Source organism: Vibrio navarrensis (assembly GCF_000764325.1).
Classification (GTDB): Bacteria; Pseudomonadota; Gammaproteobacteria; order Enterobacterales; family Vibrionaceae; genus Vibrio; species Vibrio navarrensis.
Genome location: NZ_JMCG01000001.1, coordinates 1693721 through 1720332 on the forward strand (window position 1 = coordinate 1693721; position 26612 = coordinate 1720332).

The following is a 26612-nucleotide window of genomic DNA, read 5'->3' on the forward strand; positions in this document are numbered from 1 at the left end:
GCTTACAGAGTTATCGTTTGTGACCGGTGTGTAGTTTATTTTCCAACCATATCGAATATCTCGACATGCCAAAACAAAATACCCAGAACACTAACGCGACAAATACATAACTTTCGGTAGCAAAACCGAGCCATTCGGGGTCGGTATTGGCTGCTTGTCCAATGCCTAATACATCGAACATACCGATGATGAGTACCAGGCTGGTGTCTTTGAAAAGGCCGATAAAGGTGTTCACGATTGAAGGGATAGTAATCTTCAGTGCCTGAGGAAGAATAATCAGCCCCGTTTTTTTCCAGTAGCTCAAACCAAGCGCATCAGCCGCTTCATATTGGCCTTTGGGTATGGCTTGCAAACCACCACGAACCACTTCTGCCATATAGGCGGCGCTGAACATGACCACGCCTATCAATGCACGGATCAGTTTGTCTGTCTCAGATCCTTCAGATAAGAACAGAGGCAGCATGACTGACGCCATGAATAGCACAGTAATCAGCGGCACCCCACGCCACACCTCGATATAGACGGTACACATACTGCGAATAATCGGCATATCTGAGCGTCTTCCTAGTGCCAAAGCGACGCCAATAGGCAGTGAAACGACGATGCCAACCAGTGCAATGATTAGTGTGACTAACAAGCCACCCCATTTATGGGTTTCGACCACTTCTAGGCCAAATATGCCACCGTATAGCAGCGCGGCGATAATAAATGGGTAGATGTTGACGAAAAAGAGCCAAATCCAAGTACGTTTTGGTGTTTTTTCATATGCTAAAAGCACAGTGAAAATTGCTAAAGACGCATAGAAAAGGCGAGGGCGCCACAACTCAGCTTGAGGGTAAAAGCCATACATAAACTGTTCCCAGCGAACGCTGATAAATACCCAGCATGCCCCTTCACGTGTACAGTCATCTCTGGTTAAACCAGACCAATCGGCGCTGATGATCGCCCAATCGACGATATGCCAAAGTGCTGACAGTGCAAAATAGGCCAGAATGACGGTGACAATCGAGTTAATGGGGCCATTAAACAGGTTTTTCCGCAGCCAACCAATAACCCCAACAGTGTTTGCTGGCGGCGGCAGATTCGGTTGAAATTGATGTACTCGCATATTATCTCTCCACCAGCGCAACTTTTTTGTTGTAAAGATTCATCAAGGCGGATGTTAAAAGACTTAACGTCAGATAAACCGCCATGGTCATCGCAATAATCTCAATCGCTTGTCCGGTTTGGTTTAATGTTGTACCAGCAAAGACAGAGACTAAATCGGGATAACCAATCGCCATAGCAAGTGAGGAGTTTTTGGTCAGGTTCAAGTACTGGCTGGTCAGCGGTGGAATAATGATTCTCAACGCTTGAGGGATGATAACCAGCTTTAAGGTGCGCGCCCGAGGTAAGCCTAGAGACATCGCAGCTTCAGTCTGACCATGGTTAACGGCATTAATACCCGAGCGAACAATTTCTGCAATAAACGCCGCAGTATAAATACTGAGAGCGACTAATAAAGCAGCCAGTTCAGGAATAATGCTGATGCCACCACGAAAGTTAAAGCCTTTGAGTTCAGGATATTCAAATGCGATTGGCGAGCCAGCAATAAAGTAGACCAATACCGGGAGCACTATCACTAAAGAGAAGGCGATGCGTCCCATCGGGGTTTGTTGACCGGTGAGTTTTTGTTTGTTTTTTGCCCAAATGCGAATAAAAATGGTCGCCAACACACCAGCAATTAACGCGGCGAAGACGAATGCACTGCCCGATTCAAAGATCGGCTTGGGGAAAAACAGTCCTCTTACGTTAAGGAAAACATATTCGCCGAAACTAATGCTTTCCCTTGGTGACGGAAGCGCCTGCAAGACTGCAAAATACCAGAAGAAGATCTGCAACAGCAGCGGAATATTGCGAAAGGTCTCTATATAGACGGCGGCAAAACGACTTACCAACCAGTTAGTCGACAAACGCGCGATGCCGATAACAAATCCGAGAAAAGTCGCAACGATAATACCCAGAAACGACACTAACGCTGTATTGAGTAGACCTACGACAAACGTTGTACCGTATGAGTGGGTTTCGTCATACTCAATCAAAGTGAGACCGATGCCGAATCCGGCTTCTTGACTTAAAAAGTCAAAACCCGTTGCGATACCGCGTGACTCCAAGTTGGTGAGTGCGTTGTTTACTATGGTGTAAAAGAAGAAGACCAGAGCCAAAATGGCTAGGACCTGAAACAGCACCGAGCGAAAAGTGGGGTTGTAAAACAAATTGGTGCCCGAAGCTGGCTTTCCAGCTCCTGTGGAAAGTGATTTATTGTCGGGTTTCATACAGCTATAACCTCTAATCCATTACTTAGAAAAAGGGCGGCATCACATACCGCCCATTCTTAGCTAGACTCTTATCATTAACGGATTGGTGGCGCGTACATAAAGCCGCCGGCATTCCAAAGGGCATTAACACCACGAGCGATCTGTAGTGGTGAACCTGCACCAACAGTGCGCTCAAAGCTTTCGCCGTAGTTACCAACTTGTTTGACGACTTGGTAACCCCAGTCATCACGGATGCCTAAGCCTTTGCCTTTTGGACCATCGACACCCAAAATACGCTTGATGTTTGGATCGTCAGACTTAAGCATTTGCTCTGCGTTTTTGGATGTAATGCCGTACTCCTCGGCGTTGATCATTGCATTTAGAGTCCATTTCGCAATGTTGAACCACTGGTCATCACCTTGACGAACAACAGGTCCAAGAGGTTCTTTGGAAATGATCTCAGGTAGTACTACCGCTGAACTTGGGTTTTCTAAATTGAGACGCAGCGCATACAGACCTGATTGGTCGGTGGTTAATACGTCACAACGACCTGCATCAAAGCCTTTTGAAGTCTGCGCTGCAGTATCAAACACGACTGGCTTATAACTCATACCGCTGTTGCGGAAGTAGTCTGCCAAGTTAAGCTCGGTTGTTGTACCAGATTGAACGCACACGGAAGCGCCATCCAACTCTTTTGCACTCTTGATCCCTAACTCTTTTTTCACCATGAAGCCTTGTCCGTCGTAATAGTTTACACCGACAAAGTTAAGCCCCAATGCTGTGTCGCGATGCAATGTCCAAGTGGTGTTACGAGAAAGAACATCGATCTCGCCAGATTGCAATGCAGTAAAACGCTCTTTCGCGGTGAGCGGAACATACTTAACTTTTGTTTTGTCACCCAGTACAGCTGCTGCGATGGCTTGACAATATTCTACGTCGATACCTTCCCATTCACCCTTTGCATTTGGGTTAGAGAAGCCTGGAAGACCAGTACTCACGCCACAAGTCAAATAACCTTGTTTAGTGACTTTATCCAATGTGCTATCTGCTGCAAATGCATTTGACGACATAACTGCAGTAGAAGCCGCTACGACGGAAGCAAGAACCGTTAATTTATTTGCCATTTGTATCCTTCCTGTATGATCCAAGTTTAACCAGGTGACACCTGATACAACGTGCTCAATCTGTGTTGTGTGTGCCCTATGTGCTTGATTTCCATTTTAAACGGCATCTGGAAATCAATTATTTATAAGCGTAGGAAAGGATTTTCGAATTCTCAAATATATAATTTAAAAAGAATTTTGAGAGAACTCACAAACCCTGCGGTAACTAGAATGAATAAATGTTAATCTAATGTAAATAGTGCAACGAGCTCCCACTGCGGTGCAACAGAGTGTTTGTTATTTACACTTCTAATAATATGGTTGAAAAGAGCGAACCTAAGAATCATTTTGAAACTATATTCTGAACATAACTGGAAATTTGAACAAAAATTATTTGTTGTTAGCATGCTTAGTGATATCAGTGCACCAAATCTGCTAGGATGACGCTTCAGACAGATAGAACAAACAAGGATTGAAATGCGATATTTTCCTCTTTTCATGGCTCTGGAAAACAAACCTGTGCTCGTTGTTGGTGGTGGCGAGGTAGCAAGCCGAAAGATTGAAGCGTTACTCAAAGCTGGTGCCAAAGTGACGATTGTCTCTCCAAGCCTGGTTGAAGAGCTGCTGGATGTGGTGAAAAGCGGAGAGTGCCATTGGCTGAAAAGTTTTTACTCTTCTGAATTAATTAATCGACACTACGTCCAAGTGTGGGCAACGACAGATAACCCCGAGCTCAATCATCAGGTTTATCGTGATGCGAAAGCCCACAATGTGTTGGTCAACGTGGTGGATGACAAACCGTATTGCGACTTTATTACTCCGTCTATGATCAACCGTGGTCGGATCCAAATTGCGATTTCCAGTGGTGGGTCGTCGCCTGTACTTATTCGCAATATCCGTGAGTCACTGGAAGCGCTATTGCCGCAAAATTTGAGCTTATTGGCTGACTTTGCAGAGTCAAAACGTAGTGTGATCAAGTCGTTACTATCAAGTGTTGAGGAACGTCGAGTCTTCTGGGAACAATTTTTTGCTAGAAATGATGTACAAGAGGCAAAAAACAATCGTCAATTGGAACAAGTGTTTACCGAGGCAACTCGCTCGCCGTTCGAGCAAGGTTGTCAATGTGTTTGGATACGTTGTAGTGAGGATGTCGAACTCCTGCCTATTAAAGCACTGCGTTATATGCAAAAAGCAGAGATGGTGCTGTATTGGTCTGAGCTTGAGAAGGGATTTCTGGAAATGGTGCGGCGCGATGCGAACCGACGCAGTTATAGCGATTCCGCACAGTTAGCAGAAATGGTAAACCAAAGTCGAGGTGAATACCGTAACCTGTGCATTCTGTTTCCTAAAAGCAGTCAGGCATTCAATTTTATGCAAGGAACAGATTTGGTGATCTAAAGATAAGACAGTAAACGAACAAAAAGCCTCTTGAGAGGCTTTTTATCGGTCCCTAGCAGCGAGATGCGATTGAGCTTTGCTTACTCAGTGCGTATTTAGTCGCGAAAGTTATTGAACTGGAAAGGTTGTCCCAGCTCTGCGGCACGAATTGCGGCAATCGCTTCTTGCAGGTCGTCCCGCTTTTTACCCGTCACACGAACTTTGTCGCCTTGAATTGACGCCTGAACTTTCATCTTGGAATCTTTGATCAGTTTAACGATCTTTTTCGCCATTGGAGTGTCAATACCTTGCAGAAACACAATGTCCTGATGCCAGTTCTTGCCAGTTTGTTCGGCTTGTTTGGCATCCATCGAATTGGCGTCAACCCCACGTTTGGCAAGATGTCCACGCAAAATGTCGCGCATCTGTTTGAGCTGAAAATCACCTTCAGCGGAAACTTTCACCGTTTCCTCAACCAGCTCAAAACTGGCTTTTACGTTGCGAAAATCAAAACGAGTAGAAAGCTCACGGTTTGAGTTATCCACTGCATTACGCAATTCAACGATGTCGATTTCAGAAACAATGTCAAATGACGACATGGTTTACGATCCTTAATTTACAATCTTATCTGCTTTCTTTTACCGCTTGAGCTAAAAGCTCCAGCATCTGTTCGGTATCTGCCCAGCCTAAACATGGGTCAGTAATGGATTGGCCGTAATGCAGATTGTTCAAATCTGTCATTGGCTGGTTGCCTTCTTCAATAAAGCTTTCAGCCATAATACCTGCCACGTAAGTGCTGCCCGCGCGAATTTGAGCACAAATGTCTTTCGCGACATCGAGCTGTTTACGGTGCTGCTTCTCGCAGTTGGCGTGGCTAAAGTCAACGATGAGGCGCTGAGGCAAATCAAATTCGGCCAGCGCTTTACACGCATTTTCTACCGACTGTGCATCGAAGTTTGCCCCAGTGTCGCCGCCACGTAAGATAATGTGCCCAAATGGGTTACCGCTGGTTCGGTAGACGGTCATGCGACCATTTTTGTCAGGCGAGTAGAAGTAGTGAGAGGCCTTTGAAGCGCGAATAGCATCTATCGCGATTTTCACGTTACCGTTTGTGCCATTCTTAAATCCAACAGGACAGGAGAGGGCCGAAGCCATTTCTCGATGGATTTGAGACTCTGTGGTTCTTGCCCCAATAGCGCCCCAAGTGATGAGGTCTGCGATGTATTGACCAGTGATCATGTCAAGAAACTCGGTTGCCGTCGCCAAGCCAAGTTTGTTGATATCCAACAGCAGTTTTCTTGCCTTGTGAAGGCCGGCTTCTAGGGCGTAAGAGCCGTCTAAGTTAGGGTCGGTGATCAGCCCCTTCCAGCCAACTACGGTACGAGGTTTTTCGAAGTAGGTACGCATCACAATGAATAGTTCGTTGCGATATTGACCCTGAATTTGGCTTAGACGTGTAGCGTAGTCGATCGCTGCGTCGGTATCGTGCACCGAACAAGGGCCGACAATCACCAGAAGACGGTTGTCTTTTCCTGTCAAAATATCTTCAATTTGTCTACGTGATTGAGCGATTCGTTCTGCCACATCATCAGTGATGGGATGTGCACTGCTCAGCTCCGCAGGGGTAGGCATTGGACCCAAAGGTTGGGTTCTCAATTCATCGGTTTTTAGTGGCATGTGATAGCTTTGTTCTTTTATTGCGAAGCGGTAAAGATAACGGAATTGCACCAAGGAATAAACCATTTGGCCATAAACTTATCAATCTAATTGCGTTGTAAACTGTAAACAAGTGAAGGGGATAGCGGGTAAGTGGATTCACTTTTGATTCCAGCCAGATAGGGAACGAATGTCTTCTACCTCTTTGTATAGCCAATGGGTGATTTAATATGTCAAAAATATGAATAAATATACTTGAAACTTATTTTTAAGCTCGGTATCGTCGGTGACATAATTACACAATTGGAGTCGTCATGGAGCATTTTGTTCAGGGAAGCATTCATCCCGCACTGAGTTTGAATTTTGTTTTGCCGCAATCGCCAGAAAAAAAGGGTTCAAAGCGTATCTATTTTTCCACTTCGGCTTGGTATCGCAGTCAGAACTTGTCAGCCAATGAATGGGTTTCCTGGCTACAATCTAGATTGGCAGATGAAACCGAAGGGCCGCAGAGTGTCAGAGTGAGTTTAAGTGACTTAACCTTGCCAGAATATGCCTCGTTAGGCGTGGTTCAAGCGGATGCTATGGAAGCCAACCCTTTGATGGGAGCTCGCGGTGTGTCGCGTTTTTGCGATGCAAATTATAAACCTATTTTTGCGACAGAGTGCGATGCAATCAAGCAGTTACGTGCTCAAGGTGTGGACGTTGAGGTCGTCGTCCCTTTTGTACGTACCTTAGCGGACGCAGCGACCATCATCGACTTACTTGCCGAACAAGGCTTGCCGCGTGGGTTACAGGGGTTGAAAGTTATTTTTAGTATTGATACTCCCTCTGCCGCACTGCTGAGCGATAAACTGCTGCACTATTTTGATGGGTTGGCGGTCAATATTGAGAATTTGGCTCAGTTCACTCTGGCAGTCGACCAAAGCAATCCATCACATCTACATGCTTACGATGCGCAAAATGATGCGGTACTGGAACTGGTGCAAAAATCGGTAAAATCCGCAGCCACTGTTAATAAGCCCGCTTTAATTCTTTTGTCGAATCTGGATAAATTGCCGCGTTTACAACAAGCGTTGCTTGATATGGACTCCGTCGAGTTATTCCACTTCTAAACATTGTCTGGTACGCGGGCAAATACCAAGGGAGGGAGTCATGAGTTGTTAATCTGGCTCTCTTTTTTGTTAACAACTCTTTGACATTGTGGGTGTGATTGCACAAACTGGTCTGACTAGTTTTCATGGAAGAATGTCGATGCTCAGCCCAATTCAAAAAGCCAATCTCTATCTGAACATGTTCGGTTTTACTAAAGTACCGTTGATCTGGCTCTGTCGGCCGAAAATCATCGCCATTAATGAAAAAATGGTGGAGGTCAAAATCCCGTTACGTAAGCGAACTAAAAATCATCTAAACAGTATGTATTTTGGTGCGTTGGCGGTTGGTGCGGACGTGGCGGGTGGTTTCCTTGCTATGAGCAAAGCGAGTAATCAAGGGGAAAAAATTTCGCTGGCTTTCAAAGGCGTGAAAGCGGAATTTCTCAAACGCCCAGAGGCAGACGTGCATTTTGTCTGTCACGATGGAGACGTGATTGACCGCATGCTGCAACAAACGCTGGAAACGGGTGAGCGAGTCAATCAGGATGTGCGTATCACCGCCTTATGTCCCACTTTGCATGGGAGCGAACCGATGGCACAATTTGATCTAACACTCTCCATCAAAAAGTGTTCCTGATGAGTCAGTGGCGGAACATGCTTAATTTCCGCCACACCATTGCTAAGATTTTAACTTTTTCTCATCGATAATTTTTTGGATACGCGGATTCAGAGCCTTGCCATGGCGTGTTTCATATTCTTCTCTTTGTAAGTCGTTGAGGTTTTTCACCGAATGACTAGGAAGAGCATATTCAACCAGCTCTGTTTTAAGCTCGCCTCGTTCTTCAAGGCGTTTTGCTTCAAGATAATACTTCTTAAATAATGCATCGAGCTTGTTTTCGGCAACACGGCTTAAGTCATAAAGTTTGTTTTGAATTAGCCATTTTTCTAACTTGTTTTCGGGCTTTCTGGAAAGAACACGTAGGCGACTATCTAACAGCTCTTCACTGGTTAAAGCATCGCGCAATACCCAAAGCTCCCCCATTTGAGGAGGCCAACTGTTGCCCAGTTGGATGCGCTCGTGGCAATGTTTTAAGACTCGATTTAGGCCATTTGGGTCGATTGATTCTGCAAAGACAATGAACTTCCCCGTTGGCAAACTGCCATATTGGTACTCCCATTGTGTTTCATAAACACTTAGAAAAGAGCCAAATACGTGCAGGCACCAGTCTGAAGGCTCATTGTCGCTCTCTTCGGTAATGGCATTGTCAAAACGTTGGCTTTTTTCCTCGCTGAATGAGCTGCTGCCTGAATCGCTCAGATGGGCTAAGCTTTGGTTTATACCCATTTGCCGAAGTTTGGTTTCTATCTCCTGAATGTTCTGAGGTTTTCGTTTGCTGTCTTTCATTGAGTTTCTCATTTATTAGCCAATATTGAAGTTTGTTTTCAAGTCGGGCAATGGTTAACAGTTCACTGGCTTTGGATTTGTGCCAAAGTACAAACTTTTTCCATACTAAAACATGTTCGCTCACTAGGCCGGAAAACTTAAAAGCACGCTCAGCCCACATCGGGATCTCGGTCTCATCTAGGTCGTGTGTGGAAATCGTATTTCCTAGAGGTGGCTGATTTAAAGTCTGATTCCGAGTTTGCAAAGCTTGCATCGGCAAGTTAGGGAATTGAGTCTGTGTTGCAGTTGCAGTTGCAGTTGCAGTTGCAGTTGCAGATTGCTCTGCTTGTACCGAACTCAGCAGCACTTTGAAGATATGTAACTCTGCCCCTTGCCGGTACTCGACTTTAACTTTCTCAACAAGGTTTTGCTGCGACAAGGAGCGAAGGCATTCAGCAAGGCCAAAGGTCGATAAACAGCACAGCGGCCCCATTTCCTCAAGATTGATGGTGACATAGCCAGTAGAATCCGAATTGTCAGCGAGCATAAGTAGGACAAGTTTTTCTGCTGGGCTCGCGGTGATGATTTGCCAAGCTAAATAGGTGTGTTTTGAGCTCACTTTGATAGTTCTCTACTTCCAACGAATTTGCCCGCTATTGTAAGCCAGCTATGTGCTTTATTGTAGCGTAAGAATGTTCTGTGGCGACAAAGTGCCAGAAAACGGCTGATTGGCTCTTGTATATCACCAGAACGACAAGCTTAGCACTGTTGGGAATGAAATGGGCAAAGCAGAGTTCCATTTGTCATTCAACGGGTTCGATTTTCTCGATAGCAACGATTTTTGAGCGGTTCATGATGATTTTCCAGCGGTAGTAAACGGGCTCTCCTTGTTGGCCGCTTTCTTTGATGATCAAGTTGAACAGATGGCGTTTTTCTATCGATTCGCGACTGACTTGTCCTTCGTTAAGACGATAAATACGGTTGGTGCCTTTATCCATCAAACGAGTAAATGGCCTTAAGCTGATGCTCAAGGTTTCCCGAGTCTGCTCATAGCCGCTGAGAAACTTCGATGTGCTCATCTCTGTTTGTGCATGATAATGCAAAATCTGTTCTTCACGCTGCACAACGCGCTTCTTGCGAATGGCTTGAATTCTGTCAGGCAGTTTGGCAAAAACGGTGTAGTCAAACCACTCGAGCTTTTGTCCAACTTGCTTGCCTGTGGTCGGGTCGATGTACTGACGACGCCATTTCGGTTTGCCTTTACGGATCCAGCGCCACATCATATCGCGCAGATCGTCTTTGAAGATCTCCCGCAGAGCATAAATGACGGACATGGCGACAATAAATGAAGCCGAAATTTCGCCAAGGTAATCGCGCGCAGTTATAACCGTGGTGGTGACAAATACCATCACTAATCCGGTCGCAATCCCTTTGATCATGCGTTTAATATTTTTGCCTAGCGAAATGGTTTTCTCTGTCAATACAATCGGGTGTTCGATTAAGCGTCGCAGCAAACGCATTTTGTTGGTCATGCGGGTGGTGTCTTCCACCACATTGGGTGAGTTGTACTTGTTCAGTTTGCGGTGCGCTTGCTCTTTTTCGCATAAGGTGATCAAACGTTGTTTAATCGTCGAGTAATCTCCCTCACGTGGCAGATGTGCAACCAAAGACAAAAACTTCTGCTCGGTGTACCAAGAGAGATAATTATCGATATTCACGTAATAGCGTTTTAGCACTTCTTCATAGGGAATCGAACGACGTAGGCGCTTGAGAATATCAATCGACAGTTCGATGACTTGGTCTACCTGATCTTCCGTGACGCTGTCACCTGATCTGTCGTTGAGTTTGGCCACTGCTTTATCGAGCGCCACAACGTACTGATAGGCAAACAGACTTAAGCTGACCCGATATTGCGTGTTCGATAATCGCCCCCGCTTCGCAAGGCGGCTATGAACGAGAGGTAATAGAATTTCATCACTGAAATAGGAACGCGTTTGCCCCATAGAGGTGTAGTAAAACTCTGATTCGGATAGCACTTCAGGCGTTAGGCCCAGTTCACCCGGAACGAAGAGATAGAGATCAAGATCCAGTTTTTTACTCGCGCCCATGATGTGGCTGATTTTTAAGGTGATGGAATCTTGCTTATCTACAGAAATCAACGAAAAACCCTTTGTGGAAAATTAATTGTATCGGGACTTGCGCAAGAATAGCAGAGATAACGTATAATCTCTGCAAATTTGCCGTGAGATGTATTCAATGATTAAAGTTGGTCAAATTAACAACTTAGAAGTAATAAAACGCACCGAATTTGGTGTTTTCCTCGATGGGGATGAGTATGGCAGCGTGATGTTGCCAAATCGACATGCGCCGCAAGAGTGTCAAGTCGGCGACAAACTGGACGTGTTTCTCTATTTTGATTCTGATAATCACCTTGCTGCAACCACGGAGACGCCAATTGCTCAGGTGGGTGAGTGGGGCTTGATGAAAGTGGAAGGCGTGAATAGCACTGGCGCTTTTGTCAACTGGGGCATCAAAGAGAAGGATCTGCTGGTTCCTTATAGTGAACAGCGTGGTCGCTTAAGTGCAGGGCAAAGCATCTTGGTGTATGTCTATTCAGACAAAGCGTCTGGTCGCATTGTTGGTACGACGAAATTCAACAAGTTACTGGATAAAACACCCGCCAATTATTCCCAAAACCAAGAGGTTGAGCTGATCATTGCAGAGCGCAGCCAACTGGGGTACAAGGCGATTGTTAATGGCGCCCATTGGGGCATGATTTTCCCATCGGATGTGTTTGGAAAACTGTTCATTGGCAAAAAGCTCAAAGGTTTTGTAAAAAGCATTCGTGAAGATGGCAAGATTGATCTCGCTTTGCAAAAAGTGGGTGTGGCCAAAATGGATGATTTGTCAGAGAAAGTGGTGCAACTGCTGCAGAAAAAAGGCGGCTTTTTGGCCTTGAACGACAAGTCTTCGCCGGAAGAGATCTTCGCTGCGTTTCGTACCAGCAAAGGGACGTTTAAGAAAACCATTGGCGGCTTATACAAGAGCGGCGTAATTACGATCGAGCCTGATGGCATTCGTTTAGTGAAATAAGTTACAAAAAAAGGCCCAAAAAGTTCCATTTTTGGGCCCAGGGGAAATGGCTCTCAGGGAGCCTGCGCTAAACACAGAGGTCTTTGGTTGGATACTGACATGAAGGGAATGTCATTTCACAAGAACACTGCATTAATTAAAAGTGTAGTACAGGGTGTGCATGCTGCTAGCCAAATTGACGACAAAAGGCTGATTCTGGAATCAGCCTAAAAACATCAATGAGAAAAGTCAGAATAAGTTGCCATCGCGGACCAGTTCGCGCGGTAAGCCATTTTTAATTCGATTAGAAACCCATTTACCTAGGCCGATCACTGCATCGCTGTATCGAACAATCACTTCTCCTTTCCCGTTGTAATTTTCAGGGTAGATATCTCGTCCCATAAACCACTCCCGTGCTTGCTCTGTATTGAGATCGAACACTGATTTTTCACTGCCTGTCGCTAATGAGGTAGCGACTTGATGTTGCCAGCGGAAGCCGTGTTTGTGGGTTTCCGCCAATTTTATCCCCATCCGAGAAAAGCGTAGTTCGCCCAGCATCGCTTCAAGCGCATCAGGAAACAACCAAACATCTCGCTCACGTAGCCAGATAGTGCTATCTGAAGGAAGAGCGATGCCGAGATCGTCGCTGAGCGCTTTTTCTATCGTCGCGTGTTCTTTTTTGCTCGCCTTGGTAAATGGAAACTTGCCCAGCTTTTTATGCACGGATGGTACTTCGACACTGTGGTGTTTACGAATTCTGGCGACGAAAAAACCTTCACTGTCATAAACCTGCGGGAAGACATGCAGAAAGCCTTCTTCGGTCAGTGCTTTCTCGGCACCGTCGAAAAGAGAACTCAGGCTTTCAAACTCGACGGCGGAACCAAAGGTGTTCTTCAGATGATGACAAACTTGTTGATTTTCTTCTGTGCTGAGGGTGCAGGTTGAGTAAACCATCACGCCACCGGGTTTTAGTGCTTGAAAGGCACTTTCGATTAAATCGCGCTGTGTCGCTGCGATTTCTACCACCGAGGCTTGTGACCAGTTTTTCATTGCATCTTCATCTTTACGCACCGTACCTTCACCAGAGCAAGGCGCATCCAGCAGCACGGCATCAAAGCTCTCTGGCAGCCATCCGCCAAACACGCGACCATCAAAGTTGCTCAACGCGGCATTTCGCACTCCGCAGCGTTCAATGTTGGCGTGCAGCACTTTTACGCGACTGGCGGAATATTCATTGGCGACCAAAATACCTTGATTGTTCATCAGTGCCGCCATTTGAGTGGTTTTAGAGCCTGGTGAGGCGGCCGTGTCGAGGACACTGGCGTAGTTTTCCTGATGCATAAACAGTGCGCTGACTGGCAACATAGAGCTTGCTTCTTGTATGTAGAACAGGCCGGCCATGTGTTCCGCGCTGTTGCCAAGAGGAACATCACTCTCGTCGGCGACGATCCAGAATCCGCTTTCACACCAAGGGATAGGGGCGAGTTGCCAATCTTTTTCTTTGGCGCGTTGTAAAAAAGCGTCGACTGAAATTTTTAAGGTATTAACGCGGATGCTTTTACGCAATGGCTGCTGACAGTAAGCGATAAAGTCCTTCATGTTTAAGTCAGCAGGGAGGATGGATTCGATTTTTTCCAGAAACGCGTCTGGAAGGTAGACGTTAGAATGCACAGCGATGGTCCAAGGGCTAAATTTGCTTGGCATGATAAACGAATTAGTTCAGCGACAAAATAAGAAAAATGCAGCCATTTGGCTGCATTTGAAAGAGATTAATACTCAACTTATTCAGGTTTAGGTATCGGCGTTCGCCAATTGAGCCAATCTTCTTCCGGTTTGTCATTGAGGAAAAATGGCTGGCCACTTTTTGCTGGGGGCGCGAGCTGCTTTTGTTGTGGGGTGGCAAATGCGATACCACCACGCACGACGCTGTCTAAGGTTCCTGCCTTAATGCTGGCCCCAGACAAGCCAATGGACACATCGACTCCGGATGCATTCCAGAAAACGCTGTTTTGTCGCACCAAATACGCGTATTGCGCGTCAATTTTGATGGTGGAAATCACGCGATCGGCAAACTCTCCAAGTTCAACGGAGGTCACTTGGCCGATTTCCATCTGGCGGTAAAGGATTGGCGTGCCGACTTTTATCGAGCCGCGTTGCTCACTTTGTAAGGTGAAAACGACTCCGCGAGAATTTGGGGCATCGCTTTCTAGCTTGAAACGGTATTGAGCTTGACCTTGGCCCGGCAGGACATGGATGTATTTCGCCAGCAGTGCGTCAAAATTATCTATGCCACCAATACCTAAGGACGGTTGGGCTAGCCAGAAATGGCTGCCTTCAACCGCAATATGGCTGACATACTCAGGGTAGATGCGCGCTGAGGCGCTCACCGTGCCGCTTCTAAAATCGGGCACGACAAGAGTAACTTCACCCACTTTGACTCCTTGGTACTGAATGGGCATGCCTTTGCTGATGGTTTGTTGCCCATTAGTGGTGAGCGAGATGATACGGCCGAATGTGCGAGCTTCATTTTGATCTGGGTAGAGTTTCCACTTCTCGGCAATTTTGTTTTCTATGCCGGGAATAGAATCAAAAGCGATCCCGCCTTGAATTAAGGTTTTTAAGGGAGAGGCTTTGATTGCAACACCAGCAAGGCTGGCTTCTATTTCTACTCCGGAGCGATTCCAAAATACGGTTTGCTCGGTAATCAAATGTTTGTAGCGATTTTCAATGCTGACCTCGACCGTTACACCGCCTTCAGCAAGCTGAAAGTCAGAGACGCTTCCGACGGGCAGATTACGATAGAGCAGGGGGCTCCCTTTGGAAATTGGCGGCAACTCAGACGAAAACAGCGTCAGAGTTTGAGATCCACTCTGATTGTACTTTGCCAGCTCGGCCAGTGAGCGGCTTTGATGTAATTGATACGAAGGGCTAATTTTCTCCTTACCCTCGCTCACAAAGCTTATCGACCCAGTTAAAAGCTGCTTCGCTGGTGGAACGGAGATATTTAAGCCTGATTCAGTCAGCTCCGCACTGGCACTTCCAGTGACAAAAAAGCGGTTTTGCGAGCGAATCAAATGGGCATATTGGTTGTCAATCAGTACGTCAAAGTAGACTTCATGCTGCTTACGCCCTAAGCCTTCGTCAAGCAGCCCAACTTTGATCACCGAACCGACAACAATCCCTTTGTAGAGCAGATTCGCACCGACATCTAAGCCAAACGAGTTGTCTGATAACAGGCGGATGGCAATCGACTTAGCTTGCTCTTGATTGTATTCGGTTTTACGAATGGCATTGAAGCGACGAGTTCGCTCTCCGTCGCCGGGTATCAAAGTGAGAAAATTGCCGCGCACTAAGTTGCCAATATTCTCAACGCCTGAGAGCGAGACTTTTGCCTCTTCAAGGATAAACTTACTGCCACTGGTGAGCAGATCATTGAACGCAGGTTGAACCGCCGCAGATGCGACAATCACTTCGCGTCCTTCTGAAAGCGATAGGTCGGTGATTTGTCCGACTTCAATCCCGCGATACATAATTGGCGCGCCGTTTGGACTCACGTTGTGGTCGTCCGGTAACGTAATGGTGACAGAAATACCTCGCCCAGCGGTTTTGAGATCGCGGTAAAGACGAAATTCGCTATTCTCCTCCACAGGTTCACCATCGTCGGGGGAATCGACCGCAATCGCACCGCCGAGCAGAGCGGTCATATTTTCCAAGCGCACATCCACACCTTCAAAACCGATGCTGGCTCCGATCCCACTGACGTTCCAAAAGCGGCTTTGGTCGTTAATGATGTGTCGATACTCATCGTTAATGCTGGCGTGGATGGTTACCGACTTGCCATCTTCATCCAATTGATAGCTGTACACTTCACCGATCGGTATCTTTTTATAGAAAATCTTAGAACCGATTGAGACGCCACCCAGATCTTTGGCTTTGAGTTTCAGAGTTAAACCTTGATTGGCCAAAAGGTCGGTTGGCGCTTTCTCTAACGCGTGAAAAACAGTTTCTGCTTCACTGGATTCACCCGGTTGGATCGCAATGTAGTTGCCGGAGACCAAAGCATCCAACCCAGAAATGCCGGAAAGACTTGCGGTGGGTTTAACCAACCAAAACCGGGTGTTTTGATTGAGCAGTTTGGTCGCTTCTGGATAGATGTCCGCATCGACGTAGATATTCGAAAGATCTTCAGAAAGATTAATATCTCGCACCATGCCAACTTCAAGACCTTGATAACGAATCGTGGTGCGACCTGCAATGAGTCCTTGTGCATCGGAGAAATAGATCTGCACACGCTGACCGGCATCATGAATCGCTTTGGCAACGAGCCAGCCAGCTAATAACATGGTCAGGATTGGCAGTATCCACAGGGGAGAAATCCCGCGGTTTTTACGCACGTCAGGGGTGTAAGAATTTTGTGAACTAGTAGGTGTGTTCATGCACAGACTCATCTTTTTTTGCTTGCGAGTAATCGTCCCAAATCAGACGAGGGTCGATACTCTCTGCGGCCAACATGGTAAAAACGACCACTAAACCAAAAGCGACCGCACCATATCCGGGGGTAAAATCTAAAATCCGACCTCGATCCACTAAGGTCATCATAATTGAGATAACAAACAGGTCCAATACGGACCATTTTCCAATCCACTTCACCACAAAGTAAATGATCATTCGCTGTCGATGATACACAGATCGCTTAATGTGAATGCAAATCAGGATATAAGCCAAGCCGAGGATTTTGGCCACGGGCACAACAATACTGGCGATGAATATGATGGCAGCAATGCCATGCATGCCATTTTTAATCAGCGAGGCGACGCCGGAGAAAATGGTGTCTTGCAATCTTTGCCCGTTGGTGATCAGAATCGAAATCGGGATCAAGTTTGCAGGGAAAATGGCAATCGTCGCGGCAATTAAAAACGCCCAAGTTTTTTGCAAAGAATAAGGTTTCCGATGATGCAACGGACTGTCACAACGGATACAGCGCTCGGCTTCGGGTTGAGACATATGACAGTTGTGACAGTGGACGTGCTTTTCTTCTAATTGGTAGCGGTGCTCAGCATGCCAAGTTTCCCAATAACGCCGCACACTAACGCGTGTAATGAGTAGCACGCTAAAAAGCTGCAGTAATAACAACCCAATAAGCCCAGGGCCCACAAAAATATCAGAATAGTCTTGCAGCTTAAAGCAGGAGACGGCGATGCTGACGAGAAAGACATCCAGCATCATCCAATGCTTTAATGTCTGCGCGGTAGCAAGCGAATATTTGAGCAGATGAAACCAGCCTCGTTTGAGGGCAAGATGCGCAAGTACCACAGCACTGCACACCAGAAACGGGGCAAGAGAGCTACAAAAGAAAATTAAAAGTGACAGTGCAACGTATCCTTCCCCCATCAGCGCCCACACTCCTGAGGGTAGGGTGGCCGGGATCATCACACCAAACAGACGAATACTAATAAAGTCAAAAAAGTGCGAAGGAATAAACAGCATCAGGCAGGTGATGGCAATCGCCAAATTACCCGAGAGGCTTGGTCGACCACCGCGGTAAAGCTGCGTGCCACAGCGAGGGCAATAGGCGCTTTTGCCGGAAGCAACCGAAATCACATCGACAGGCAGCTCACAACCCTGACATAGGCGTACTTGCGTAATTTCCGTGCGATGCTGAGTGGCTGAGTTGGGTGATTGAGAGGTCATAATGACCTCTCAACGTGGAAAGGTGCACGTGTCAATAAAAAAGTATCAGGCGTGGGATTGTACACTGCCATAGAGTGTTTGATATAACCCGTCTTGTTCAACCAGCTCCAAATGGGTTCCTGATTGCGTAACCTGTCCATCTTCCAAAACATAGATGATATCCGCCTGTTTCACTGCTGATAGCCGATGGGCAACAATCAGTGTGGTACGTCCTCGAAGAAATTCATTCAACGCTTTATGCAGCGCAGCTTCCGTTGCGGTATCGAGCGCAGAGGTCGCCTCATCCAGAATAACAAACTTAGGATTGCTCAGCACCATGCGTGCAATGGCTAGGCGCTGGCGTTGTCCGCCGGACAACCGAATACCGTTGCGTCCAACTTGCGTTTCAAGTCCATCAGTAAGCTGGGCGATGACATCTTGCAGCTGAGCAACTTCGAGCGCATGCCACAGTGCATTCTCTTCGTAAGCACCACCTAAGGTGAGATTATGCCGTAAGCTGTCATTAAATAGTATAGGTTGTTGTAAAACAACAGCTATCTGATTGCGGATAATCTCAAATCCAATGTCTTCCGTGGTTTCTCCGTTGTACAGAATCCGACCACTACTGGCTCGATAGATCCCAATCAAAAGTTGGATCAAGGTTGATTTTCCGCCGCCACTTGCGCCGACTAAAGCGACTTTTTTTCCAGCGGGAATAGTTAAAGACAGATTGTTGAGCACCTGATTATCGCTATTGTAAGCAAAATTTACCTGCTCTACTTTTACTTCCACTTCGCCTTCGTTTAAGAAAGGATTTACTTTCGAAATCGGCCTATGTTCTTCTTCCAGTTCAAGAAGAGCGTTGATACGGGTCAGTGCCGCCTTGGCGCTATACCAAGAAAACTGAATGCTGAGCAGTTCTTGTACGGGGGTCAACATAAACCACAAATAGCCAAACACGGCAAAAATCTGGCCAATGGTTAAATCGCTAAACAGCACCATTAACATAGCGACGGCGCGAAAGAGTTCGAAACCGATCAAAAACAGCAAAAAGGAGACACGTCCAGCGGCTTCCGACTGCCAGGCGTACTTGTCGGCATTGATGCGCACCTGATCGGCTTGCTGTTTCAACTCTTGCAAAAATTCACGTTCTTTGTTGGCCGCTCGTAACTGGTAAATCCCATCGAGAGTTTCCACTAAGCGGCTTTGGAACTGTTCGAACGCTTGATTCTCATGTCGCTTAAGATGCTTGACCTTGCTGCCAAGCTTACGGGAGAAGTAGATAACGATCGGATTCACAAGCAAAATAAACAGGCCTAGCCGCCATTCCAACCACAGCAAGACGACGGCTGTGCCTATAACTGTTAGCAGGCTAATGACAAATTTTGCTAGCGTGCTGCCGATGAACTGGTCGATGGTTTCGATGTCAGTGATCAAGTGGGCATTGATTCCGCCGCTGCCTCTTGTCTCGTATTGTCGAATGCTGATCCTGCCAAGCTTGTCGATCATTTTGGCCCGCATCAGGTAGGTGATGGTTTTAGAAACCAGAGTAAATTGACGGCTTTGAAGAATGTTGAACGCTTGACTCAATGCGCGCATCAACACGACCAAAAATAGGGTAAAGAAGATATAGCCAGTCGGAGTTTGCCAAGCTTGAGGTAAAACACCATTCATTAACTCTAAACCTTTACCCGGTTGGTCCATGAGTACTTCATCGACCATTAACGGCATCAAGAGAGGAATAGGCACGCTGAGCAAAGTGGCGATGACAGCAATGAAATTGGCAAACAGAAGCTTTGACTTATGTTTTTTTACTTGTGTTATCAACCAGGAACGGCTAATAGTGTCAGATGAGGAAATCATTATAATGAGAATAAGTCCTATTTATGTTCGAGCGAGCATTCTAGCCGTTCTCGATGGGAATCCCAAGTAAATTCAGAAACACCCGCACAGCGTAGTCATGCCGTGCGTTTGCAGTAAAATCGGAAGTTGATATGACTATTGAACAATACCAAACCTTGACTAAACAAGCCGTGGCCTTGATCGAATCTGAACACGATTTGATTGCCAATCTATCAAACATCAGTGCCTTGCTCTCTATGGAGCTTGAAGATCTGAACTGGGTTGGCTTTTATCTCTATAAAGAAGAACAACTGGTTCTAGGGCCATTCCAAGGCAAACCAGCTTGTGTGCGTATTCCTATGGGTAAAGGGGTTTGTGGCACAGCAGCGGCAACCAACACCGTGCAGCGTATCCATGACGTGCACCAGTTCGAAGGGCATATTGCGTGTGATGCTGCGAGCAATTCGGAGATTGTACTGCCATTTTCTATTAACGGTACCTTGGCTGGCGTTTTAGATATTGATAGCCCAAGTGTTGGCCGATTCAGTGAAATAGATGAAGCTGGACTCACATTTTTTATGGCGGAAGTAGAAAAGCTGCTTAATTCCCACGCGAACAAAGCATAAATTCGGTAACGAGAGTGGTTTTTCGTTCGCAGGTCACTATAATACGAGGATATTTTTATCTTAATGCTCGCGGACAGGCCGCTCTAACCAGGACAACTCATGACTGAAAAGTTAAAAAACAGCAAAGAAGTTATTGCATATATTGCTGAATGTTTCCCTAATTGCTTTACTCTAGAAGGTGAAGCAAAGCCACTTAAAATCGGTATTTTTCAAGATCTTGCGGATCGTCTGAGCGACGATGAGAAAGTGAGCAAAACTCAGCTTCGTGCAGCGTTAAGACAGTACACTTCATCTTGGCGCTATTTACATGGCGTTAAAGCGGGCGCAACACGTGTTGACCTTGATGGTAATGCCTGTGGTGTTCTGGAAGAAGAACATGTAGAGCACGCTAAGGCCACTCTGGCTGAAAGCAAAGCGAAAGTTCAAGCTCGTCGCAAAGAACAAGCGCAGAAAGCTCGTGAAGAAAGCAAGGCTGATAAGCCTAAGGCAAAAAAAGCACCACAACAACGTCGTGCCAACAAGCCACAAGCCCAGAAACCAGCAGAGAAGCCGGTTGAAACGCGTGCGCTGAATGCCGATGAATATATTGTCGGCAAGACAGTCAACGTCAATATGGGCAAAGGCAACATGGCTGCGACAATCGTAGAAATCAACAAGGATGATGTGCGTGTTCAACTAGCTAACGGCCTACAAATGGTTGTCAAAGCGGAGCACTTGCGCGCATAAAGGAGACACTCCTACGCATGAAATGCCGTTCAAAATTGACCTTGATCGCTGCTAGCCTTTGGCTGGCAGCATCAGCTCAGGCTCTCGAAGCCAAATTATCCATCAAAGATCTTCCTGTTCTTGCTCCTGAAATTCAGCATGAAACCGCGAGCAAGCGAGTGACTTCCAGATTCACCCGCTCTCACTATAAACATTTCAATCTAAACGATGACTTCTCTAAAGCGATTTTTACTCGCTATATTGAGCTGCTCGATTACAACAAGAACATTTTCACACAAGCTGATATCGATGCCTTCGCCACTTGGTCAACTCAGCTTGATGATCAGCTTAAAGCTGGCGAAAATCAGATAGCCTTTGACGTCTACAACTTGTCGATGAAGAAGCGTTTTGAGCGTTTCTCATTTGCACTCAAGCTGTTAGATAAGGAAATTACATTTGATAACGATGACTTTATTGAACTGGATCGAGCTAAGTCTGCTTGGCCAAAAGATAAAGCGGAACTCGATGAGCTTTGGCGCAAACGCGTTAAATATGATGCGCTTAACCTGAAATTAACCGGTAAAGAGTGGCCAGAGATCAAAGAGGTTTTGGAAAAACGTTATAACAACGCGATGAAGCGCATTACGCAGACGCGTAACGAAGACGTTTTCCAATTGTACATGAATGCGTTTGCTCGTGAAGTCGATCCACACACCAGCTATTTGTCACCGCGTAACGCAGAGCAATTCCAATCGGAAATGAATCTGTCTCTGGAAGGGATCGGTGCCGTGCTGCAAATGACTGACGATTATACGGTGATTCGCTCACTGGTGGCTGGTGGACCTGCATCAAAGAGTAAACAGCTTGGCGAAGGTGATCGAATCATCGGTGTCGGTCAAGATGGCGAAGAGATTGTCGATATCATTGGCTGGCGTCTCGATGACGTTGTGCAGTTGATCAAAGGTCCGAAAGGAACGAAAGTGAATCTGCAAGTTTTGCCTGATGGTAACGATGCAAAGAGTTACGTGGTCACAATTGTTCGAGATAAGATTCGCCTAGAAGACAGAGCGGTAAAAGCGAAGACAATCGAAAAAGACGGCAAAAAAATCGGTGTTCTGGAAGTGCCGAGTTTTTATGTTGGTCTGTCTAAAGATACCGACAAGTTGTTAACTGACCTTAAGTCTCAAGGCGTCGACGGCATCATCGTTGATTTGCGAAATAACGGTGGTGGAGCGCTTACAGAGGCGACGGCATTGACGGGTCTTTTCATTGAGAAAGGCCCGGTAGTGCAAGTTCGTGACAGCTACGGCCGAGTGAAAGTCAATGCGGATACCGACGGAGAAATCAGCTATGCGGGTCCAATGACGGTATTGGTCAATCGCTACAGTGCATCCGCATCGGAAATTTTTGCGGCTGCGCTGCAAGATTACGGTAGAGCCATTATTCTGGGTGAAAACTCGTTTGGCAAAGGTACGGTACAACAACATCGCTCTTTGAATCATATTTATGATTTGTTCGACAAAGAGCTCGGCTATGTTCAGTATACGATCCAAAAATTCTATCGTATCGACGGCGGGAGCACGCAAAATAAAGGGGTTGTGCCAGATATCGCCTATCCAACCGCGGTTGACCCTGAAGAGACAGGCGAGAGCGTTGAAGATAATGCGTTGCCTTGGGATAGCATTGAGAAAGCAGACTATACGGTGTTACAGCGTAATGCTGAATTGGTCAATGCATTAAAGTTAAAGCACGATGCGAGAATTGCCAACCAGCTTGAGTTTAAATTCATCGCTGAAGATATTGCCAAGTACAAAGCGGAAAAAGATGACAACAAGTTGTCCTTAAACGAAAAAGTGCGTAAGCAAGAATCTGAAAGTGCTGAAAAAACTCGACTTGATCGCATTAATCAGCGTCAGCTTCTCGAAGGGAAAAAGCCTTTTGACAATCTTGATGATGTGCCAAAAGACTACGAATATCCCGATGCCTACTTAGATGAATCGGTCTCGATTATGGTCGACATGCTTAAGATGGCAAAATCTTAAACCTTCAAGCGAGCCTAACTAGGCTCGTTTCTTCATCATTCCATGTGCAAAAATCCTTCGTAAATTAAAACCATTTCATCTTGATGAACGCACCGTTAAACGAGCGTTCTGTTATTTTTTATCGCGTAATAATGTGATTTAGATCTAAAAATTTCGCATTATTTTATCTCCAGACCTAAGCTGTAAGAAAAGGTCCGGAGATAAAACGATGAGACATTTCCTACTTTTCCTTGCTGTTATCATGTTTCCTTTCACACAGGCGAATGAAGTGGGCGAAGCCCCGTCTGATTTAACCTATTTTGATACACCACTCTTGCTGGGTGATTGGTATTTGGTCAATCCCGATCCTGAGTCTGGCCGAGAAGATTTCCGAGCGATCAAACTGTCACTAGGTTCAGATTACCAGTTCCAAATCGACATCCAGAAACGAGACTACAGTGTCGACCACTGGCAAGGGATGTACGCGGCCAACGAAGACACCATTATTCTCGGGCTAAATTCAGATCAACCTCAAGTGTACCAGTATGAAAGCAACCACCACATGCTCAATCTGAATGGGGTGACTTTTACTAAAGGATTGCCCAATGCGCTAGCTGGTATTTGGTCGAGCGCTCATCTTTCCGGGGAAGGGATGATTGCCAATCAAATCAACCGAGTGGATCTGGTGTTGCAACCCGATTTTGTCTTTATGTTTCGCGTTACCTCTGAAGGAGGTAGTGAGTCCGTCACGCAAGGCGTCTATTATACCGAGGGCAATCACCTAGTTTTGTTGTATGAGAACGGTGAGCACAATACGACCTACACGCTGGAAAGAGATAAGCTAACTCTGGAAGAAGAAAGCGGTGAGATGTTAGCGGTGCTGAACCGAGTTCGTTGAATGTGAATTGAACCATGAGTAAACAGTACAAAGTGTGGATAAGAGAGGGTTTTTATAAAGTTCTCTCTTTTTTTGTTGTGAGACTTGTTTTATTCGTTCGTCAACCGCATCTTACTTGGGTAATTTTCCGGTACCTGCCAGATAATTGAACTCACAGATGCATAAATACGTCTGCTTATCGATACAAAGATGAGCATGTCGTACACAAGGTAGCAGGTACGTTTTGATTCACTGTACAAGGATTTATAGATATGTCTCAGACCCCACAGGCTAAATATCGCGAAGATTATACGCCACCATCGCATACCATTACCGATATTGATCTGACTTTTGATCTTTACGATAACAACACTCTGGTAACGGCCGTTTCGCAAGTGAAGCAGTTGGGCGAGAGCAATGTCGTTGAATTGGACGGTGAAGCGCTGAAACTTCGTTCTGTCAGTGTTAACGGTGAAGCTTGGTCGGCCTATGAAGTGAAAGAGGCTTCACTGGTTCTATCGCAGCTTCCGACCGAGTTTGAGCTGACTATTGTGACAGAGATTGATCCTGAGGCGAACACCGCCTTGGAAGGTCTATACAAATCAGGCGGCGCATTCTGTACTCAATGTGAAGCCGAAGGTTTCCGTCGCATCACTTACTATCTCGACCGTCCAGATGTGCTGGCTCGTTACACCACCAAAGTTATCGCAGACAAAGCAACTTATCCTTACCTGCTGAGTAACGGTAACCGTGTCGCTCAAGGTGAGCTCAAAGGTGGACGTCACTGGGTACAATGGCAAGATCCTCATCCAAAGCCAGCTTATCTATTCGCTCTGGTTGCAGGTGACTTCGATGTGTTGCGTGACATCTATACCACGAAATCAGGTCGCAAAGTTGATCTGGAAATTTTTGTCGACAAAGGCAATCTCGACCGAGCTCCACACGCGATGACTTCGCTCATCAACTCAATGAAGTGGGATGAAGAGCGATTCGACCTAGAGTACGATCTCGATATCTACATGATAGTCGCAGTGGATTTCTTCAACATGGGAGCGATGGAGAACAAAGGTCTCAACATCTTTAACTCGAAGTTTGTTCTGGCTAACTCTCAGACTGCAACAGATAGCGACTATCTTGGTATTGAAGCGGTCATTGGTCATGAGTATTTCCACAACTGGACGGGGAACCGTGTCACTTGCCGTGATTGGTTCCAGTTGAGTTTGAAAGAAGGTTTGACGGTTTTCCGTGATCAAGAGTTCTCGTCTGATCTTGGTTCAAGAGCGGTTAATCGTATCCAGAATGTGCGCGTGATCCGCGGACCGCAGTTTGCTGAAGATGCCAGCCCAATGTCACATCCGATCCGTCCGGATAAAGTGATTGAAATGAATAACTTCTACACCCTGACCGTATACGAAAAGGGCAGTGAAGTGATTCGTATGTATCATACCTTGCTTGGGGAAGAAGGCTTCCAAAAAGGGATGAAACTTTACTTTGAGCGTCACGATGGCACGGCTGCGACGTGTGAAGACTTTGTTTCAGCGATGGAAGATGCAACGGGCGTTGATCTGACTCAGTTCCGTCTTTGGTATAGCCAGTCTGGTACACCGACCGTGCGGGTGAGCAGCCAATATGATGCCGGAGCGCAGACTTATGTGCTGACGGTTGAGCAATTCACTGAGCCAACGCAAGACCAAGCAGAAAAGCACGCTCTTCATATTCCATTCGATATTGAGCTGTATGCGGCTGGTGGTAGTGTGATCCCGCTTATCGTAGAAGGCAAATCCGTCTCTAACGTGCTCGATGTTAAAGCGGAGAAACAAACCTTTGTGTTTGAAAATGTCTCCGAATGCCCAGTGCCTTCGCTGCTGAGAGAGTTTTCTGCACCAGTGAAACTGGAGTACAACTACTCTGACGAAGAACTGATGTTCTTGATGACATATGCGCGTAACGAGTTCGCTCGTTGGGATGCAAGCCAAATGTTGTTGGCGAAATACATTCGCGCCAACGTGCAACGTGTGCAGCAAGGTGGTGACGTTGAAGTGGCGGCAGAAGTGGTGGACGCATTCCGCGGCGTACTGCTCAGTGCCGATCTTGAACCTGCGTTCATCGCTGAAGTGTTATCGTTGCCGCAGCATAACGAAGTTTCTGGTTGGTATAAGCTCGTTGATGTTGATGCGATTGCAAAAACCTTGGAAGGTATGCGAGCGATCTTCGCAGATCAACTGCAAGAAGAGCTCAGTGCGGTGTATCACAGCTTGAAACAAGCGCAATACAGTATCGATCATGCTGCGATTGGAAAACGCGCACTACGCAACATCTGTCTTGGCTATCTAGCGCGAATCGCTGGTGGTAATGAGCTGGTTGAAAAGCATTATTACCAAGCAAACAATATGACCGACACCATTGCAGCAATGAGCGCAGCTAACAACGCTCAACTGCCTTGTCGTGAAGCTTTGATGCAAGACTACAGTGACAAGTGGAAACACGATGGTCTGGTTATGGATAAGTGGTTCATGATTCAAGGTTGCAACCCTGCTGCAAATGCCCTTGAGGTGGTTAAGCAGACAATGCAGCATGAAGCATTTAGCCTGAAAAACCCCAACCGTACTCGCAGTTTGGTGGGCTCTTTCTTGAATCTCAACCCTGTTCATTTCCATGATAAATCGGGTAGCGGCTACCGTTTCGCGGGAGAAATTCTACGCGAGCTCAACAGCACCAATCCGCAGGTTGCGTCTCGACTGATCGACCCATTGCTGAAATTGGCCAAGTACGATGATGAGCGTAAAGCACTGATGCGTGCTGAGTTAGAATCACTCAAAGCGATGGATAATCTGGCGAAAGATCTGTTCGAAAAAGTGAGCAAAGCGCTAGAAAGCTAAAGGTTAAATCAT

Annotated in this window: 21 protein-coding genes; 9 read left to right on the plus strand and 12 right to left on the minus strand. The window is 46.3% G+C overall.

All coding sequences use genetic code 11. The annotated features are described in order from the left end of the window. Nucleotides 1-10 precede the first annotated feature (10 nt). The 3 genes from EA26_RS07530 to EA26_RS07540 form a co-directional block, all read right to left on the minus strand. Entirely contained in the window at nucleotides 11-1108 is a 1098-nt protein-coding gene (locus EA26_RS07530; RefSeq protein WP_039426321.1) for an amino acid ABC transporter permease, read from the minus strand. A gap of 1 nt (nucleotide 1109) precedes the next feature. Beyond that, entirely contained in the window at nucleotides 1110-2315 is a 1206-nt protein-coding gene (locus tag EA26_RS07535) for an amino acid ABC transporter permease (RefSeq protein ID WP_039426323.1), read from the minus strand. A 77-nt stretch (nucleotides 2316-2392) separates the two neighbouring features. Beyond that, on the minus strand, nucleotides 2393-3421 hold the full coding sequence (locus tag EA26_RS07540; protein WP_039426325.1) for an amino acid ABC transporter substrate-binding protein: 1029 nt from the start codon (nucleotides 3419-3421) through the stop codon (nucleotides 2393-2395). Nucleotides 3422-3877: 456 nt separating this feature from the next. Here EA26_RS07540 and EA26_RS07545 point away from each other — a divergent pair, with 456 nt between their 5' ends. Then, nucleotides 3878-4798 carry a precorrin-2 dehydrogenase/sirohydrochlorin ferrochelatase family protein gene (locus tag EA26_RS07545; RefSeq protein ID WP_039426328.1) on the plus strand — a complete coding sequence of 307 codons (921 nt, stop codon included), beginning with the start codon at nucleotides 3878-3880 and terminating at the stop codon, nucleotides 4796-4798. A gap of 95 nt (nucleotides 4799-4893) precedes the next feature. On the opposite strand, the gene EA26_RS07550 is transcribed toward EA26_RS07545, so the two are convergent. Together EA26_RS07550 and EA26_RS07555 are read right to left on the minus strand one after the other, a co-directional pair. Further along, entirely contained in the window at nucleotides 4894-5376 is a 483-nt protein-coding gene (locus EA26_RS07550; RefSeq protein ID WP_039426331.1) for a YajQ family cyclic di-GMP-binding protein, read from the minus strand. Between the two features lie 25 nt (nucleotides 5377-5401). Further along, nucleotides 5402-6454 (minus strand): 3-deoxy-7-phosphoheptulonate synthase, encoded by a 1053-nt coding sequence (locus EA26_RS07555; RefSeq protein ID WP_039426333.1) that lies wholly within the window; start codon nucleotides 6452-6454, stop codon nucleotides 5402-5404. 293 nt (nucleotides 6455-6747) lie between these two features. Here EA26_RS07555 and EA26_RS07560 point away from each other — a divergent pair, with 293 nt between their 5' ends. Further along, entirely contained in the window at nucleotides 6748-7545 is a 798-nt protein-coding gene (locus tag EA26_RS07560; RefSeq protein ID WP_039426336.1) for a putative PEP-binding protein, read from the plus strand. 139 nt (nucleotides 7546-7684) lie between these two features. Then, complete coding sequence (locus EA26_RS07565; protein WP_039426339.1) at nucleotides 7685-8161, plus strand: PaaI family thioesterase; 477 nt, start codon at nucleotides 7685-7687, stop codon at nucleotides 8159-8161. A gap of 42 nt (nucleotides 8162-8203) precedes the next feature. Here the strand turns inward: EA26_RS07565 and EA26_RS07570 are convergent, their stop codons facing one another. The 3 genes from EA26_RS07570 to EA26_RS07580 form a co-directional block, all read right to left on the minus strand. Continuing rightward, on the minus strand, nucleotides 8204-8869 hold the full coding sequence (locus EA26_RS07570) for a hypothetical protein (protein ID WP_039426342.1): 666 nt from the start codon (nucleotides 8867-8869) through the stop codon (nucleotides 8204-8206). After that, the gene (locus EA26_RS22165; protein WP_039426345.1) at nucleotides 8790-9527 is read right to left on the minus strand and encodes a hypothetical protein; all 738 of its coding nucleotides are present in this window, start codon (nucleotides 9525-9527) and stop codon (nucleotides 8790-8792) included. Before EA26_RS22165 ends, EA26_RS07570 begins: the two co-directional genes overlap by 80 nt. A gap of 184 nt (nucleotides 9528-9711) precedes the next feature. Further along, nucleotides 9712-11067 (minus strand): hypothetical protein, encoded by a 1356-nt coding sequence (locus tag EA26_RS07580; protein WP_039426346.1) that lies wholly within the window; start codon nucleotides 11065-11067, stop codon nucleotides 9712-9714. 97 nt (nucleotides 11068-11164) lie between these two features. Here EA26_RS07580 and EA26_RS07585 point away from each other — a divergent pair, with 97 nt between their 5' ends. Continuing rightward, on the plus strand, nucleotides 11165-12001 hold the full coding sequence (locus EA26_RS07585; protein ID WP_039426348.1) for a CvfB family protein: 837 nt from the start codon (nucleotides 11165-11167) through the stop codon (nucleotides 11999-12001). Nucleotides 12002-12229: 228 nt separating this feature from the next. Here EA26_RS07585 and rsmF read toward each other — a convergent pair whose 3' ends face one another. From rsmF to EA26_RS07605, 4 genes are all read right to left on the minus strand, one after another. Continuing rightward, on the minus strand, nucleotides 12230-13651 hold the full coding sequence (gene rsmF / locus EA26_RS07590) for a 16S rRNA (cytosine(1407)-C(5))-methyltransferase RsmF (RefSeq protein WP_039428864.1): 1422 nt from the start codon (nucleotides 13649-13651) through the stop codon (nucleotides 12230-12232). Nucleotides 13652-13761: 110 nt separating this feature from the next. Beyond that, entirely contained in the window at nucleotides 13762-16416 is a 2655-nt protein-coding gene (locus EA26_RS07595) for an MlaD family protein (RefSeq protein WP_039426350.1), read from the minus strand. Next, a complete protein-coding gene (locus EA26_RS07600; RefSeq protein ID WP_039426352.1) occupies nucleotides 16400-17671 on the minus strand; it encodes a paraquat-inducible protein A in 1272 nt (423 codons plus the stop codon). The genes EA26_RS07595 and EA26_RS07600 overlap by 17 nt, the downstream gene beginning before the upstream one ends. 45 nt (nucleotides 17672-17716) lie before the next feature. Next, nucleotides 17717-19513: an ABC transporter ATP-binding protein gene (locus EA26_RS07605; protein ID WP_039426355.1), complete on the minus strand. Its 1797-nt coding sequence runs from the start codon at nucleotides 19511-19513 to the stop codon at nucleotides 17717-17719. Between the two features lie 131 nt (nucleotides 19514-19644). Here EA26_RS07605 and msrC point away from each other — a divergent pair, with 131 nt between their 5' ends. The 5 genes from msrC to pepN all read left to right on the plus strand — a co-directional run bounded on the left by msrC (nucleotide 19645) and on the right by pepN (nucleotide 26600). Next, entirely contained in the window at nucleotides 19645-20118 is a 474-nt protein-coding gene (msrC, locus tag EA26_RS07610; RefSeq protein WP_039426358.1) for a free L-methionine (R)-S-oxide reductase MsrC, read from the plus strand. A gap of 99 nt (nucleotides 20119-20217) precedes the next feature. Beyond that, nucleotides 20218-20844, plus strand: coding sequence for an RNA chaperone ProQ (gene proQ, locus EA26_RS07615; protein ID WP_039426361.1), 627 nt, complete (start codon nucleotides 20218-20220; stop codon nucleotides 20842-20844). A 17-nt stretch (nucleotides 20845-20861) separates the two neighbouring features. Beyond that, nucleotides 20862-22865 carry a carboxy terminal-processing peptidase gene (prc, locus tag EA26_RS07620; protein ID WP_039426364.1) on the plus strand — a complete coding sequence of 668 codons (2004 nt, stop codon included), beginning with the start codon at nucleotides 20862-20864 and terminating at the stop codon, nucleotides 22863-22865. A 241-nt stretch (nucleotides 22866-23106) separates the two neighbouring features. Then, the gene (locus EA26_RS07625) at nucleotides 23107-23742 is read left to right on the plus strand and encodes a hypothetical protein (protein WP_081946423.1); all 636 of its coding nucleotides are present in this window, start codon (nucleotides 23107-23109) and stop codon (nucleotides 23740-23742) included. A gap of 251 nt (nucleotides 23743-23993) precedes the next feature. Further along, nucleotides 23994-26600: an aminopeptidase N gene (gene pepN / locus EA26_RS07630; RefSeq protein WP_039426369.1), complete on the plus strand. Its 2607-nt coding sequence runs from the start codon at nucleotides 23994-23996 to the stop codon at nucleotides 26598-26600. The last annotated feature ends 12 nt before the right edge of the window (nucleotides 26601-26612 follow it).